At 55.3% G+C, this 15666-nt stretch carries 16 protein-coding genes; 8 read left to right on the top strand and 8 right to left on the bottom strand.

From position 1 onward, the window contains the following. The first annotated feature begins 98 nt into the window (after positions 1-98). The gene (locus SRBAKS_RS14820; RefSeq protein ID WP_229591666.1) at positions 99-899 is read left to right on the top strand and encodes an EFR1 family ferrodoxin; all 801 of its coding nucleotides are present in this window, start codon (positions 99-101) and stop codon (positions 897-899) included. A gap of 214 nt (positions 900-1113) precedes the next feature. Here the strand turns inward: SRBAKS_RS14820 and moaA are convergent, their stop codons facing one another. From moaA to ispH, 3 genes are all read right to left on the bottom strand, one after another. Then, complete coding sequence (gene moaA, locus SRBAKS_RS14815; RefSeq protein WP_229591665.1) at positions 1114-2121, bottom strand: GTP 3',8-cyclase MoaA; 1008 nt, start codon at positions 2119-2121, stop codon at positions 1114-1116. Positions 2122-2124: 3 nt separating this feature from the next. Further along, positions 2125-2487 (bottom strand): molybdenum cofactor biosynthesis protein MoaE, encoded by a 363-nt coding sequence (locus SRBAKS_RS14810; RefSeq protein ID WP_229591664.1) that lies wholly within the window; start codon positions 2485-2487, stop codon positions 2125-2127. A 377-nt stretch (positions 2488-2864) separates the two neighbouring features. Next, entirely contained in the window at positions 2865-3713 is an 849-nt protein-coding gene (gene ispH / locus SRBAKS_RS14805) for a 4-hydroxy-3-methylbut-2-enyl diphosphate reductase (RefSeq protein WP_229591663.1), read from the bottom strand. Between the two features lie 129 nt (positions 3714-3842). Here ispH and SRBAKS_RS14800 point away from each other — a divergent pair, with 129 nt between their 5' ends. Then, the gene (locus tag SRBAKS_RS14800) at positions 3843-4472 is read left to right on the top strand and encodes a TetR/AcrR family transcriptional regulator (RefSeq protein ID WP_229591662.1); all 630 of its coding nucleotides are present in this window, start codon (positions 3843-3845) and stop codon (positions 4470-4472) included. Between the two features lie 128 nt (positions 4473-4600). Then, complete coding sequence (locus tag SRBAKS_RS14795; RefSeq protein WP_229591661.1) at positions 4601-5386, top strand: glutaminyl-peptide cyclotransferase; 786 nt, start codon at positions 4601-4603, stop codon at positions 5384-5386. A gap of 43 nt (positions 5387-5429) precedes the next feature. On the opposite strand, the gene SRBAKS_RS14790 is transcribed toward SRBAKS_RS14795, so the two are convergent. From SRBAKS_RS14790 to SRBAKS_RS14780, 3 genes are read right to left on the bottom strand one after another with little or no spacing between them, the layout of a single operon-like run. Then, entirely contained in the window at positions 5430-6053 is a 624-nt protein-coding gene (locus SRBAKS_RS14790) for a LysE family translocator (protein WP_229591660.1), read from the bottom strand. Positions 6054-6102: 49 nt separating this feature from the next. Then, positions 6103-6423 (bottom strand): AzlD domain-containing protein, encoded by a 321-nt coding sequence (locus SRBAKS_RS14785; RefSeq protein WP_229596989.1) that lies wholly within the window; start codon positions 6421-6423, stop codon positions 6103-6105. 1 nt (position 6424) lies between these two features. After that, the gene (locus SRBAKS_RS14780; protein WP_229591659.1) at positions 6425-7120 is read right to left on the bottom strand and encodes an AzlC family ABC transporter permease; all 696 of its coding nucleotides are present in this window, start codon (positions 7118-7120) and stop codon (positions 6425-6427) included. Positions 7121-7331: 211 nt separating this feature from the next. Between SRBAKS_RS14780 and radA the strand changes: the two genes are divergently transcribed. The 5 genes from radA to SRBAKS_RS14755 all read left to right on the top strand — a co-directional run bounded on the left by radA (position 7332) and on the right by SRBAKS_RS14755 (position 12977). Continuing rightward, entirely contained in the window at positions 7332-8654 is a 1323-nt protein-coding gene (gene radA / locus SRBAKS_RS14775; RefSeq protein ID WP_229591658.1) for a DNA repair protein RadA, read from the top strand. Between the two features lie 242 nt (positions 8655-8896). After that, a complete protein-coding gene (locus SRBAKS_RS14770; protein WP_229591657.1) occupies positions 8897-10237 on the top strand; it encodes a glucose-6-phosphate isomerase in 1341 nt (446 codons plus the stop codon). Positions 10238-10241: 4 nt separating this feature from the next. Beyond that, positions 10242-11663: a sensor histidine kinase gene (locus SRBAKS_RS14765; protein WP_229591656.1), complete on the top strand. Its 1422-nt coding sequence runs from the start codon at positions 10242-10244 to the stop codon at positions 11661-11663. 17 nt (positions 11664-11680) lie between these two features. Continuing rightward, positions 11681-12451: a hypothetical protein gene (locus SRBAKS_RS14760; protein ID WP_229591655.1), complete on the top strand. Its 771-nt coding sequence runs from the start codon at positions 11681-11683 to the stop codon at positions 12449-12451. Positions 12452-12500: 49 nt separating this feature from the next. Further along, positions 12501-12977, top strand: coding sequence for a LysM peptidoglycan-binding domain-containing protein (locus SRBAKS_RS14755; RefSeq protein WP_229591654.1), 477 nt, complete (start codon positions 12501-12503; stop codon positions 12975-12977). A 978-nt stretch (positions 12978-13955) separates the two neighbouring features. On the opposite strand, the gene gltX is transcribed toward SRBAKS_RS14755, so the two are convergent. Beyond that, positions 13956-15353 (bottom strand): glutamate--tRNA ligase, encoded by a 1398-nt coding sequence (gene gltX / locus SRBAKS_RS14750; protein WP_229591653.1) that lies wholly within the window; start codon positions 15351-15353, stop codon positions 13956-13958. 40 nt (positions 15354-15393) lie between these two features. Further along, positions 15394-15621: a NifU family protein gene (locus SRBAKS_RS14745; protein WP_229591652.1), complete on the bottom strand. Its 228-nt coding sequence runs from the start codon at positions 15619-15621 to the stop codon at positions 15394-15396. Positions 15622-15666: the final 45 nt, after the last annotated feature.

Below are 15666 nucleotides of genomic sequence, written 5' to 3'. Positions count from 1 at the left end.
CCAACCAACGGGCAGCCAAAGCCACGGTTCCTCCCACTGGGAGACAACTGCTGATTTTGGGAAGCCAGACAAGCAATACCCCCGCAGGAATGAGTACAATGAATATCAATACAGTAAAACTGGCCTATTTTTCACCCACGAAAACAACCGAAACGATCCTTCATGACATTGCAAAAGGAATCGGACCGGAGACCCTGGACGTCATCGACATCACCAGATCGGATGCAAGGCAACAACCGTTGAAGGTCGCAGAAGACGAGCTGCTCATTGTCGGCGTGCCCGTATACATGGGCAGGGTTCCAGCACTGGTGGGCGAGTGGCTGAACGCCCTGGAAGCCAGCAATACGCCGGCAGTGTGTGTCGTCGTCTACGGCAACCGCGAGTTCGACGACGCCCTGATTGAACTCAAGGAATGGATCACCGGACAGGGATGTGTCCCCATTGCAGGCGCTGCCTATATCGGGGAGCACTCTTTCTCGGATTCCGGCCTGCCCACGGCCCAGGGTCGCCCGGATCAAGACGACCGCACACACGCTGAAGCGTTTGGACAGGCGATAGTAAAAAAAATGCACTCGGTCTCAGCGATCTCGCAGTTCGCCCCCATCGAGGTCCCCGGAAACCACCCGTACAAAGGGAAGACGACCTTATGGGATGTCAATTTTATTGCGGTCAGCGAGGAGTGCGGCCAATGCGGAATATGTGCGGACGTCTGTCCTGTGGAAGCCATCGCCCCGGAGGACAGCTCCCGAATTGATGAGGTCAAATGCATCACCTGCTGCGCATGCATCAAAAGCTGTCCCCAAAATGCCCGAAGCATAAAACCCGGCCCCGTCAACGATGCCCAGAAACGCCTGAACACCAACTGCAAGGCTCCCAAAAAACCTGAATGGTTCCTGTAAGTCCGCTTCACACTTCCACCTCGCTCAAACAAAAAGCCACGATCCCCAACGGATCGTGGCTTCTTCCTTCTTCTCCAATAACCCCGACAGCCTCGCAAGGCTGACGTGCCACCCGCCATCTCACCGGCAATGTGGTGCCGGGGAACACGAGGTGGCGACGGTGTCTGCTGGAACCCAATACAGCAATCCACCGCCAATAAAAGTGATGCGGTCCCTACCCGCCAATGGAGGCCATGCGAGTTCGACAGACGCCGCCTTTTCCTGCTGGCATCCTTTCAAGCAATTCATGGCCAATGGGCTTCCTGCGACTTGCAGCGCGAACGATGCGTTCCACCGCCTTGATCCCCAGATTGGGGTGACGCAGGGCGTCGCGCAGCTTGTACACCTTGTCCGAAAAAAGACAGGTTCTGAGCACGCCGTCCGAAGTGATACGCAGCCGATTGCAGGTGGCACAGAAATGATTGGTATACGGTGAGATAAGACCGACACGCCCCTTGCCGCCCTCGATGGCGAACATGCGCGCCGGGCCGTTCCGACGTTCACCGGGCTGTGTAACCGGCGTCAGCTTCACGATTTTTCCGGCCTCTTCAAGGATATCCTCGGCTTTCCAGACCAGATCGTCTTTCCAGCCGGTCTCCAAACCAACGGGCATGAACTCGATGAAACGGAAATCCACACGGTTTTCCGTCGCGAACTCCATGAACGCAGGCAGCTCACTGTCGTTGAACCCCCGCATGGCCACGGCGTTGATCTTTACGGTCATGTCCGCGTCCAGACAGCGGTTGATATTTTCAATCACTGTTGCGTAGAGGTCACGACCGGTAATGGCCGCGTATTTCTCCGGGACCATCGTATCAAGCGAGATGTTCAGACGCTTGATGCCAGCCTGAACGAAATTATCGATATGCTCGCCAATCAGCGTTGCATTGGTTGTCACGCAGAGATCAAGATCAGGGTACTGCCTGGCAGCGTCCACCATGAACTCGCCAAATCCCTTGCGCACAAAAGGCTCGCCCCCGGTAAATCGAACTTTGGCGACCCCCAGACTTTTGGCAAGAGAAATGAGTTCCAGTATTTCTTCATAGCGCAGGATATTCGGATGAGGAATAAAGTTCACCCCTTCTCCCGCGCAATAGGTACAGCGCAGGTTACAGCGGTCTGTAACACTGACCCGCATATAGCTGACTGATCGGCCGTGTGTATCTTCGAGGGCTGCTGACATACGCTATGCGAAAATTTCTTTTTTGGTCACGGCTTCCGCCTTGACCCTGTCCAGAAACTCAGCCAGGGCAGCCTTGACATTCTCACGAATATCACCGGCCACAATAAGGAAAAGCACGTCGTCTCCCGGCTTCATATGCCCGGACTTGGCTTCTGCCTTGGCCCGGAAAATGCCTTCTTTCGCTTCGATTTCCTTACGGATTTCCTCGATCTTGTCACGATCCGGCGTCACTTCAATGGCAGTCACGTCGGCATGATCCTTACGGGACCAGCCGCGGACGATACCGTTGTGCACCAGCACCATGCCCACATTATCAGCAAACCCGGGTTCTTTCTTCAATTCTGCGAGAGCGTTGTTGATATCCATTCTATGCTCCTTAAAATGATGTAGCCAACGTGATGACCGTATGCCCTTGTGTCGATCCCCACAAGCCCCTTATATTACCTTTCACTCCGACACCAGATCAGGCGCAAAAGGATTTAAAAAAATAATAATACCACTCCCCATGCGCTGTGGTATGGTTGGACAAACAGAAGAAGAGAGTCTCCGAGAACATGTCATCCAACTCACTGTTGACAGTCGGAGCCACCATGACTCGGACCAGGAACCAGCTGCTGTCGACCATTGCCTTCCAGCTCCTTGGGCTGACGGATTACCAGCACAATGGTGGCACCGATTGTCCGTACATGGGGCCAGGGTCAGCTTCCATCCTTCTTGGAACCGCCTGGCCCCTGTTCTTTGGACTACAGGGACTCAAGCACCTCCAGCACTTCGTCGATAACCATCCGTGGCGTGGACGCTCCGGCCGTGACGCCGATTCTTTTGAACCGGGCCAACTCGCCAAGGTCAAGGTCTGCCACGGTTTCCACATGTCTGCACGGCGTCCCCTTGTCGCTAACGACCTGGGCCAGCCTGCGGGTGTTGCCGGAGTTGAATCCGCCGACAACCACCATGAAATCCACATCATCGGCCAGTTGCTTGGCTTCGGCCTGACGCAACTTGGTGGCGTCACAGATGGTCTCAAGCACGATCACGTCCACCTGATCATTACCGGACAGCTTGCCGATGACATGCTTGAACAAAACCTTGTCCTGCGTGGTCTGCGCCGCGAGCACATAGCGCTTGTCAGGATCCAGACCGTATTCATCCAGCTCCTCTTTGGAACCAAACACAAAAAAGCCGTTTCCGGCGTAGCTGACCAGACCGGCCACCTCGGGATGGTCTGCCTCGCCATAGAGCAGTAGCTCACGGCCATCGGCGGTATGGCGCCCGATCAACAGTTGCGCCTTCTTTACCCGAGGGCAGGTGGCGTCCTTGATCTTGACATTACGCGCCTTGAGGTCCGCCTGGACCTGCCGGGTGATACCGTGGGCACGAATGACGACCCACGCTTCAGGCGGGACCTGATCCGGTGTATCCACCATGATCACGCCCTTGTCCGCATACCGCTTAAGCACCTGAGGATTATGGATGATTGGTCCAAGAATATAAATAGGGCGACTATCGGCGCTGGCGACCAACTTGTTCAATCGCCTGAGCGCAAGGTCCACCCCCATGCAAAAACCGGCGGTTTCCGCCAATATGACTTCCACTCTTGTTCGCTCCTTACCCCGCGCCGTATGCGTGAGAAAATTCAGCTTGACTTGAGAGTACACTTTGTGAATAACGTGTTAAACATATGTTTCAATCAAAACCGAGCGCACTGACGCCACCACATACTTATGAACGAATCACCTGACGTCAACACCAAAAAGGCACTTTTAGCCGCAGCCATCAAGGTTTTTGCGGACAAAGGATTCGACTCTGCCACTGTCCGGGCAATCTGCAGCATGGCCAAGGCCAACGTCGCAGCGGTCAATTATCACTTCGGCAGCAAGAACGGTCTGTACAGTGCAGTGTTGCAAAAAATCTTTCCCAACGGAGAGGAATGGAAAGCGAATATTGCGTCTTCCACCCCCGAGGAAGAACTCCGTGAGTTCCTGCGGGGGCTGGCTTTCGATATCTATGAACGCGACAACGGGCTGGTCGCCGAACGCTGGGCCATTTTCCTGCGTGAAATGGCCAAGCCGAGCGAAAACCTCGACTACATCGTCCATCACCAGGTTCAGCCCCGCGCCAACACGTTGCGCACCATTCTGATCAAGATTCTCGGCCCGTACGCATCGGACACAACCCTGGCGTACTGTGGCTCCAACATTTGGGCGATGATGCTCGACCACCTGCTCACTCAACCCATTCTTGACAGAATGACGCCGCACCGTCCTCAAGTGCAGGACAGCATTGATGAGTGGGTAGACCACATCGTCACTTTCTCCCTTGGTGGTCTCATGGCCACTAAAAACAAGTCGTAAGGGCGAGCCAAGAGGCCCCCCCTCCCTTGACCGCACCTTGCAGACCTGCCAACGTCCCCAGGAAACGGGGCCGACCATCCCCGGATGTTTGGCCCCGTTTCTGTCATTGAGTAAGGAAAAACAGAGCCATGAGACTCCTGGCATCAATATTCATCCTGACACTGCTGCCCCTGGTATGGCTCAACCCGGTCAGGGCCGAAACCCGCATCGTACCATGCGTCGTCACGGCACAGTACCCGCACGACACCACCATCTCCACGCAGGGCATGTTCATTCAGGATGGTCTGCTCTACGAGTCTTCCGGGGGATACTGGGCATCCTTTCTGACCGTGTCCGAGCCTGAAACCGGCACACGGCTACGGACAATCAGGATAGACCCCAACGTGTTCGCCGAGGGCATAGCGCCCTACAAGGATACACTCAGACTACTCACCTGGAAGTCCGGCATCGGGTACACCTATACACTTGACGATTTTACGCTCAAATACACGTTCCCCTACAAAAAAACCTTTGAGAACGTCGAGGGCTGGGGGCTGACCACGGACAGCCGACAGTTCATCATGTCATCCGGCACGGACATTCTCCGCCTGTACGATGTAAAGACGTTCGCGCTGCGCGACACACTCAGCGTGACGGACAACGGCAAGCCCGTGCGCATGCTCAATGAGTTGGAATGGGTGGACGGGATGATCTATGCCAATATCTGGAAATCAGACCGTATCGCCATCATCGAACCGTCCACAGGCACGGTCATATGCTGGTTGGACCTATCGCCTCTGCGCAAACGGATTGATGAAGATTCCGGGGTGGCCAACGGAATCGCATACGATGCTCTGAACAAGCGATTATTAGTGACCGGCAAGCGGTGGAACGCCGTTTTTGCAATAGAAATGCCCGATTGGGAACAGCAATAGTCGCGCCTGACCGGGCACCAGACAGAGCGATCCACGCTCCGGCTCACGCCCCCACAATGCCCAGCAATACAAGCCCCTCGTGGAACAGGAACAGGGCCAGCAGGCAGAGCGCCGCCCCCAGCAGTCGCAGCGTGTAGGTATACATCGTGCTGCTCAGGAAGTGCCTTGATCGACCGACCAGAATGGCCAGCGCTATCTTGGCTCCAATCAGCGAGCAATAAAAACTTCCGATAAAACACACCAAGGAACCAACGCTCTGATTCAAGGCCTTGCTCATGAGCGCCCCGCCCACACTCAGCCAGAAGAGATAGGGATGCGGGCTCAGGACATTGACCAACACGCCCTTGAGCAACGACCTCGCTTCAACATGCGACGCACCGGCGTCGACGTGTTGCGGGTGTATGGTTTCATAGCCCATATACAGAATGACCCCACCGCCAACCAGTGAGATAATCCCAAGAAGGGTATGGAAATCCGTCACCTGAGAAAAGATCAGCAGTGTCAGCAGGATAATGGGGAGATCGGTCAACAGCGGAGAAAAAGCGACTCTCACACCGGATGCGATACCGTGCCGGAGGGTCTCTGTAATGACCAGCGTCAACAGGGGCCCCGGGGTCAATCCAGCGGACAAGCCCAACACGATTCCAGTCATCACATAGTCAGTCATCCGCTCTCTCCTGCCTCAATTCACGGCAGTCGTCCAGCGAAACCATCAATCAAAGCAAGGCCTTGAGCACCCACATCACCGTCATCCCCACGATGATGGTCGCGAAAATATTTTTCGTCTTGTAGGCGACACCGACAGCCACAACTCCGGCTATGGCCCGCTCCCATCCGCCAAACGTTGTCACTCCGGCCTCATGGTGAAGGACAAAGGCCGGGGCGACCAGTGCGGGCAGGACTGCCACCGGGATAAACCGGAGCATGCGCAGCAGAGCCTCGGGCAGAGTCAGCTTGTCCATGATCAGAATGAACGAAAACCGCATCAGGAACGTGCCGCCGGCCAGACAGAGGACCACGGGCCAATACATCTGCATATCAACCACGATGCATTCTCCTTTCAGCCAGATAGCCGACCACGATACCGGTCACGGCTCCCACGATGAGGCCGAGGTTGTACGGCAGTTGATTGGCCCCCACGGCGACCACGGCAGCCGACACTGCCGCAATCCCGGCAGGTCGATCCTTGATGGCGGGGATGGCCACAGCAGTAAAGGTCAGAGGAATGGCAAAACCGAGATCCCATTCCGGAGGAATAAGTGCGCCCAGGTACACACCGCACACTGACGAGGAAAAAAAGCAGGTCCATAAAAACAGAGCGGTCCCCATGAAATACATGGGTTTGCTTATGGTGTCCGCATCAGGCTGGTTGAACCGGGCAATGGACACGGCATACGCCTGATCTGCCAAAAAGTACGCAAGGATACCCTTGCGTACAGGATGCACATCCTTGACATGGGGAGCCAGCGATGCTGAATACATGAACAGACGAAGGTTGATGATCAACCCTGTCATGATGACCACGACTGTGGAGGCACCCTCTGCCATGAGCTGATTGGCCACCAGCTGACTGGCTCCGGCATAGATCATCAATGAAAAATTGATGGCCGCCCAATGGGGCATCCCGGTACTTACGCAGTACGCGCCACAGATAAAGCCGAAAGGGGCAAGTCCAAGCAGAATTGGACTGGCATCCCGAATGCCTGCAAGGAAACTTTTTTTAACAATGGACATGGATTTCTCGTGTACATCGAACTACTGCCCGCGCATTCACCAGTCAATATTTATATTGTCTGCCACACATTTTAAAACCTGGACTTTTATTGAGTAAACAAGGGATACTCAGTCTGTTGAGAATGGACGGACAACTCGAAGCATGATTGACAGTACACACTCACTACCAATTGGAATAACTACTTTTTAATTAATTCACACACCGGAAAACATGAAGACAAAAGACATCTATCGCTGCACGCAATGCGGCGCACAGTCCCCTCGCTGGCAGGGGCAATGCCCCGCATGCAAGGAGTGGAACACCCTTGAGGCCATCACCGTAAACAAGAAAACCACGGCCCCTGTTGGAGCGGCAGCTTCTTCTGATACGCCCCGCCCTCTAGAGGACTTGAAAAGCGATGAGCATGTCTCCCGCACTTCGGGCATGGCGTCTCTGGATGAACTGCTCGGCTCCGGGCTGGTGCCGGGCGCAGCCATTCTGCTCGGTGGTGAACCGGGCATCGGCAAGTCCACGCTGCTGCTGCAACTGGCTGCCAGCCAGGCTCGGATCGGGTGTACAGCCGTCTATCTTTCGGGTGAAGAATCCCTGCCCCAACTCAAGGCGCGAGCCGAACGGCTGGAGCTGCTCGGTCCCGGCCTGCTGGCCCTGGCGTCCAACAAGGTCGAAGACGCCCTGGCCGTGCTCGACTCCCCCAACCCGCCGGAGCTGCTCATCGTGGACTCGGTCCAGACCATCGCCTCTCCCATGGCAGAAGGCATCCCCGGCTCCGTGAGCCAGGTGCGCGCCGTGTCCGCCGAGCTGGTGGAAAAGACCAAAAAGACGGGCACCACGCTTATTCTGGTCGGGCATGTGACCAAAGACGGCCAGATCGCCGGGCCCAAGCTGCTGGAACACATGGTTGACACGGTCCTCTATCTGGAGGGCGACCGCAAACATTTCTCCCGCATCCTGCGTGTGCTCAAGAACCGCTTCGGCCCCAGCGATGAGCTGGTGGTCTTTACCATGAAACAGCAGGGGCTTGAGGTCGTGGAAGATCCGGCCACCTTCTTTCTGGGAGCACGCGACGCCACTCTGTCCGGAACGGCCATGGCTCTGGCCGTGGACGGGCAACGTCCTTTTGCCGTGGAAGTGCAGGCGCTTGTTTCCAAATCATATTTGTCCATCCCAAGACGAACAGCTCTGGGCTTCGACACCAACCGGTTGAACCTGCTGCTGGCCGTGCTGGAAAAACGGCTGCGGCTCAATCTCAGCGGATATGATATTTATGCCAAGATTTCGGGAGGGCTGGCCTCCAAGGACCCCGGCCTCGACCTGGCCGTAGTGGCTGCCATCATGTCATCATTCTACGACCAGCCGCTGCCGGAATCATCGGTTTTCTGGGGCGAGATAGACCTGAACGGACAGGTGCGCCCGGTGGCTGCCCATGATGTGCGCCTCAAACAGGCCGGACGGCTGGGGCACCACCCCATCTGTCATGCCAAGGCATGCCCGACATTGACGGATCTGCAACAAATACTGTTCGGAAAACAATAGGAGTTCATGGGGTACAACAGGACTCTGCAGCCTTTGATCACAGGGCGCGGCCCTTTACGGAGGGCAAGCCTTCGGACCGCTTTTATTCAATGTATCGATTCAGCAACTTTCTTTTTCAAAGAATCATGGTATCATCCCTGATCCTGTGTTTCACAGTAAGAATGACAGGTATACAGACCTGCGGCACCTGACCGGCGCTGCAATGTAACTTTCCGCTCAACGGAAGATGTCAGGAGGACGACATGGCAGATATTCTTGATTGGACCAATGCGAATCTCGACACGCTGGACATGGCTACGCATGAAGCCAAGGCCGATGAAATGGCCGCACGACTGCGCGAGGAAACCGGAGCGGGCAAGCTCCCTTTCCTGACCATGCCCTATGCAAATACCCTGAAGGACGAACTGGAAGGACTCAAAGAGTATCTCAAGGGCTTTGACCACATGCTCCTTCTGGGCATCGGCGGTTCAGCCCTTGGCGCGCGGGCGCTTCAGGAGGCGTTCTTTCCCCAGCAGAATCAACCCGGACACAAAGGTCCCTTCCTCTGGATTGCCGACAACGTGGACGCCTATGCCCTTGAAGCCTACCTCGCCAGACTGCCCGCCGAGAAAACCGTGGTGGTCACCGTCTCAAAATCAGGCGGCACCATTGAAACCGTGGGGCAATACTTCATCCTCAAGGAGTGGATGCAGGAAAAACTGGGCGACACCTGGCACCAGAATATGCTGCTGGTGACCGATCAGGAGCAAGGCTTCCTGCGCGGCGAGGTAAAGACCTACGGCATACGCGCCCTGCCCGTACCCGACAATCTCGGCGGCCGGTATTCCGTACTCTCCGCCGTCGGGCTCATCCCCGCACTTTTCCTGGGCATGGACATTGACGCACTCATCGCCGGAGCCACCGAGGTGTCCTCAATACTGGCTTCGCAGGAGCTGACCGGCAAGGAACTGGCAAAACACAGCTCCTTCCAGCTCGCCGTCTGGGCTGCCGCGCTCATGGACAAGGGATTTGATGAGATGATCTTTTTCGCCTATATCCCCTTGTGGGCCAGTTTCGGCGACTGGTTCGCCCAGCTCTGGGCCGAGTCGCTCGGCAAGGAAGGCAAAGGGAGTCAGCCGCTGCCGGCCATCGGCGTCACCGACCAACACTCCGTGAACCAGATGTTCATGGATGGCGTGCGCAACAAGGCCTGCCTGTATCTGAGTTGCCCGAATCTGCCCGCCGGACCGAAATTCCCTGTCGACCTGCCCGACCAGTTCAGTTATGTCCGTGGCAGAGACGTCGGCGAGCTGATTCAGGCTGAAGGACTCGGCAACCGCATGGCATTGTCCCAAAGCGGCGTGCCGCTGGTTGAGCTGGAAATGGGCTCGGACAGCCCGAAACAGGCTGGCAAGTTGATCGCCCTGCTGGGTGCGGCCACCATCCTGACCGGTTGGCTCATGGGTATCAACCCGTTGGATCAGCCCGCCGTGGAACTTGGCAAACGACTGGCAAAGGCCCGCATGAATGCGGACGGCCTGGACGAAGAAAAACAGGACCTGAACGATTTCCTTACGGCAGACAGAGATTTGCGGGAGTTCTAATCCGTTGCAGAAAAGCGTACTCGACAGCACAAAACCACTTCAGTTCGTCAAGGTCATATCCTGGACGTTGCTGGTTATCATCCTGAGCTTCAGCCTGCTGCTGTCGCTGTTCATATCAAAATATGCAGAGCAGACCCTTCTTGAAAAACAGGAAGAGTTTGCTCTGCTTCTGGCAGAAAACGTCAGCCACCAACTCTTCACCCGGTTCGTCATCCCCACGGTGGTGAAATATGGTGCCATCCGACTCAGAAATAAGGAACAGGCTGCGGTCATGGATCAGGTCATCCAGTCCACGGTCCACAGTTTTCATGTGACCACCCTGCGCATCTACGACGCCGATGGCAACATCACCTATTCGCTGGACAAGGACGAGGTAGGCAAAAAGGGCACGGCTGAATACATGGTCACCAAGACCTGGGAAACAAAGGATTTCAGCGCGGAGATCCTGGCCAACACATCCAAAATAGCTTCCATGTTCCGCATCACCCTGGAGCCCGGCTCCATGATGCTTCGGGCCTATTCCCCTCTGAGGGCGGAACGGAGCCTGACCAACATGTCCGAGAACCCCATCATGGGGATACTGGAATTTCAGCAGGATATCAGTGACGATTACCTTGCCATGATCAACTTCGAACGGCTGATCATCGCCTTTTCCCTGATCACCTCGCTGGTCCTGTTCTTCCTGGTACTGACCGTCCTGCGCCGGGCAGAGCGGCTCTCCAACCGCCAGCTCAGGGAAACGGAAAAACTCATCTTCGAGTTGCAGCAACAGGAAAAGCTGGCAGGCATGGGCCGCATGGTCGCTGGCGTGGCCCACGAAATCCGCAACCCGCTCGGCATCATCTGTTCCAGTTCGGAGCTGATCCTGAAAAAGGCCCGAAAGGAAGAAAGCTCACACACCCGCATCCTCGAAGCGCTCCACGAAGAAGCCAAGCGGCTATCCCGTACGGTGAGCGAATTCCTTGATTACGCCCGCCCCAAGAAACCCGCCATGAGAGAAGTGGATGTGGCGCGTATTCTGGAGCAGGTCACGGTTTTCATGGAACCGGAATGCGAAAAGCTCGGGGTGACCGTTGATACCGAACTGACGGAGAACATGACCGTCCTCGGCGACAAGGATCTCCTGTACCGCGCCTTTTACAACCTGGTGGCCAATGCGCTCCAGGCCATGAACGGCAAGGGAGAGTTACACATTCGCGCCGCACGGGGAGAAGAAGGACTGCATATCACCCTGCATGATACCGGCCCCGGCTTTTCACCTGAGCACCTCGATCAGGTCCGCGATCCCTTCTTCACCACCAAGGACTCCGGCACAGGCCTCGGGCTGGCCCTGGTCAGCACCATTTTCGAATCGCATGGCATTGAAATGCACCTGAGCAACGGAGAGGAAGGCGGTGCTCGCGTGGATGTCATTTTCCCCAAATAGCCACGGAGGCAGTTTCAATGTCAAAAGCGTGGATACAGGCAAAACACCCTGAATTCGTACGGGATCTCTTCAAGTTTTTCTGTCAGGCCTGTGAACAGTTGGAAGATCAGTTCACCCGTTTCGACGATGACGGGACCATCAACTTCGATGCGGTGGCCGATCTGGTCGGGCTGGAAATGAACAAGGGACTGCTGTGGCGCATGAAGGACACGGCCCACCATGTCTTTCGCAATGATCCCCACTCCCAGCTTGGCGGCAAATTTCTGGATTGGGCGCTCGGCTACATTTTTCACGAGACCATCAAACTCAAGGAAGATGCCTATCAGAAGCAGAACTATGCGCCATGGTTCCACAAATTGCACGAAGGCGAGCTGAGCGAATCTGAAAAGGACATCACCGAACAGCTGTTCCAGATCCTGAACCAGACCGAAGAATCCATGCGCCGTGAGATCGACCGCATCCGGTTTATCATCGCCCAGTGCCGTCAGCTTCTCCCGTATTATCTGCGCCGCTACAGCGATAACGTCCTGCTGGCGCGCTATATTTTCTCCCAGAATGCGCTGGTTCGCTCGGTATTTATGGATGAATACCCCGGGCTGGTCCAGGCCATATACGGGGATGAACCGGAGCGCATGTTCTTCCTTGCCAGTCAAAGCCTGAAAAAAGGCGGCTGGATAGAAGAAGCGGCACAGGCTCTTGAGCTGGCATTGAAGGAGAACCCAGAAAGCAAAATAGTGTTGCAAGAAAAGAAAATAATTGATAATCATTTGAAAAGTACACAGCGATGAACCGGTTTACACCGACATTTTTTTGAGATTTATTTTCAGGAGGCATTCAATGAAAAAACTGATTTTACTCGCGATTGCTCTGTGCGTCGTATTTGCTTGGGGTTGCTCCAAGAAAGTCCAGACCGAACCCGAAGTGGTTGTGGTCGAAGAGGTAGAAGTCATCACCCCTGAGCCTGCGGAACAAACCGCTCCGGACCCAATGGCAATCTACAAGGCCGAGTACGATGCTCTGCCCACAACCCACACCGTAACAAAGGGCGAATGCCTCTGGTGGATCTCCGAATACAAGCACGTATACAACGATCCTTTCATGTGGCCCCTGATCTACAAGGCCAACCGCGACCAGATCAAGAACCCTGATCTGATCTACGCCGGCCAGCAGTTTGAAGTGCCCCGCTACGGTTTCGATCTCGAAGAGGTCAAGGCATCCCGCAAGGAAGCCGGTGCACCGTGGAAGGCGCTTGAGCCTGGCGAAGACGCCATGATCCCCGCTGAAATGCGTGAGGCTCTCGGCTACAGCTTCTAGTCTTTACAGACATGTATTGTTAACCGCCTATCCTTTCGAGGGTAGGCGGTTTTTTTGTATCAAGTTTCGCCTCCGATTGCCCATCATTGAAGGAAATGTTCTTTTGATGAATGAGGCGTTTTTTTGATTACCGGTAATTTACTGGGGAGCCTTGGATGCCGAATGCACTCTGCTCAAGCCGCCCTGACCTAGCCCTGTTTGCACGCCCCAATAACTGGCTCTCGCACCGAAGGAGCGTGCCTTTTAATCTTAATGGTTTGCGCGCTACACGATGTTGGTTCAATCCAAATTTATTCAAAAGGTTTCGCCTTTACGGCGACCTGCTTTTTGCGAAGCGGCAAAAAGCAGGCAAAAAGCGCTTTCTTGTGTGTGATCGAGGAAGAGTCCCTAAAAGCCTGTAGGCGACTGCACTGCCCGACAGGATGTCTGCGACGCAAACTCGGTCGAGCTGCGCTGCGTCGCCGGAGACAGGCTCTAAGGTGCGCTTCCAATTGCCCATCGTTGAAGGAGATGCACCTTTTGTGTGCGGAGCGTAGATTTAAAGTTGTCGGCAACCTATTGGGTAGCCTTGGATGCCGAATGTAGTTTGCTCAAATCGTCCTAGCCTAGCCCTGTTTGCAAGGCCTAGAAGCTGACAACGAAGGGACGGCGGCACCAGTCAGGCGGTACGAATGCATCAACTCAACCCGGCGGAGCAAGGAGAGGAAAGTCCTCTACTTTTTCCGGCATGGAGCCGTCCCGAGTTGATCAGCTGCTTGCCGTCAAACCTTGGGCGGATACGCTAGGGCAAGGAACTTTTTGCGTCTCTTATTGCTCCTCAAAAAGAGACCGCCGCCCGCGAAGGGCATGGAAGGCCTTTGGGGCACACGCCCCAAAAACTGACTCTCGCACCGAAGGAGCGTGCCCATTACACAAAAAAAAGCCGCTCAAATGAGCGGCTTTTTACCTATTCACAATACAACTCTCGTCAGAGAAAACCTACAAAGTCAATGCCCGTTTCATGCGGGCAAGCGTCTGCTCTTTCCCCAACACCAGCATGGTCTCAAACAACCCGGGGGACTGGGTCTTGCCCATGATCGCCACACGAATGGGTTGCGCAATCACCTTGAACTTGATGTCCTTGTCCTCAAGGAACTGACGATGCAGGTCTTCAAGGGTCTGTTCGGTATATTCATCCAGCGCTTCAATACGCCCGGCGATTTCTTCAAGATATGCCTTGGTCTCCTCGGTCAGGAACTTGGCCACCGCTTTCTCGTCATACGGCAACGCTGCGGCATCCGCGATGAACGGACGCGCCTGTTCAAGCATGTCGATGACAGACTTGGCGCGCGGCTGCAACAGCGGCACCACAGCAGCGAATGTCTCTTTCTCGACCTTTGCGGCTTCTTCGGCTCCAACTTCGCGGGCATAAAAATCACACAGCATGTCAGCAATACGGTTGGGATCAGCCTTCTGCATGTACTGGCCGTTGACCCACTCGAACTTGGTCAGATCGAATACGGACGGCGAGTTACCAAGGTTGTCGGTGGAGAACAGCGCCTGCATCTCCTCCATGGTGAACAGTTCCTGATCGCCATGGGACCAACCCAGACGGGCCAGATAGTTGGTCACGGCCTCGGGCAGATAGCCCATCTTTTCATATTCCATGACCGACAGCGCACCGTGACGCTTGGAAAGCTTTTTCTTGTCCGGGCCGAGGATCATGGGAACATGACCGAACTGCGGCACATCCCACCCCATGGCACGGTAGATAAGAATCTGACGCGGGGTGTTGTTCACATGGTCATCGCCACGCAGGACAGTGTTCACGCCCATGTCATGGTCATCGACCACCACGGCCAGGTTGTAGGTGGGTGTTCCATCCGTACGGCGAAGGATCATGTCATCCATCTCGGTGTTCTCGATGGTGATGGGTCCCTTGACCATATCAGTGAACCCGGTGGCCCCTTCCTGCGGTGCCTTGAGACGAACCACGCCTTCGGTCAACCCATTCTCACGACAAGTGCCGTCATATTTGGGCTTGCGGCCTTCTTTCATGGCCTTTTCGCGCATGGCGTCCACGTCTTCCTTGGAGCATTGGCAGTAGTAGGCGTGTCCGTTCTCGATGAGCTGATCGATAACTTCATTATGCCGATCCATGCGGGAAGACTGGAACACGATTTCGCCATCATGTTCAAGGCCAAGCCATTTCATGGAATCAATAATGGCATCCGTGGCATCCTGGGTTGACCGTTCACGGTCCGTGTCTTCGATGCGAAGACAAAATTCACCGCCGGACGACTTGGCCAGCAGCCAGGAAAACAACGCCGTGCGTGCGCCACCAATATGCAGATACCCGGTCGGGCTCGGCGCAAACCGAGAAACAATCTTTGCCATTATATATCTCCTTACACTCTATTCTTGGCAGGTGGAGGTGCTACTCCTGCACAGCCTCGACAGCCTTCACTTCCGGGATTTCCTTGAGAACGATCCGCTCGATGCCGTTCTTCAGGGTCATCTGGGACATCGGGCACCCTTTGCAGGCGCCCACAAGCCGAACCTGCACCACGCCGGAATCGGTGATATTGACCAGTTCCACGTTGCCGCCGTCGGCTTCAAGCATGGGGCGAACCTTATCCAAGACCTGTTCGACTTTTTCACGCATGTCGTATGCCTCCATTAATTTATATAGGACGCTGAGAAGTAAAGC

Origin of the sequence: Pseudodesulfovibrio sediminis, assembly GCF_020886695.1 — a bacterium.
Taxonomy (GTDB): Bacteria; Desulfobacterota; Desulfovibrionia; order Desulfovibrionales; family Desulfovibrionaceae; genus Pseudodesulfovibrio; species Pseudodesulfovibrio sediminis.
The sequence above is the reverse complement of the archived record's forward strand: the minus strand, read 5'-3'. Positions and strand labels throughout refer to the sequence as shown.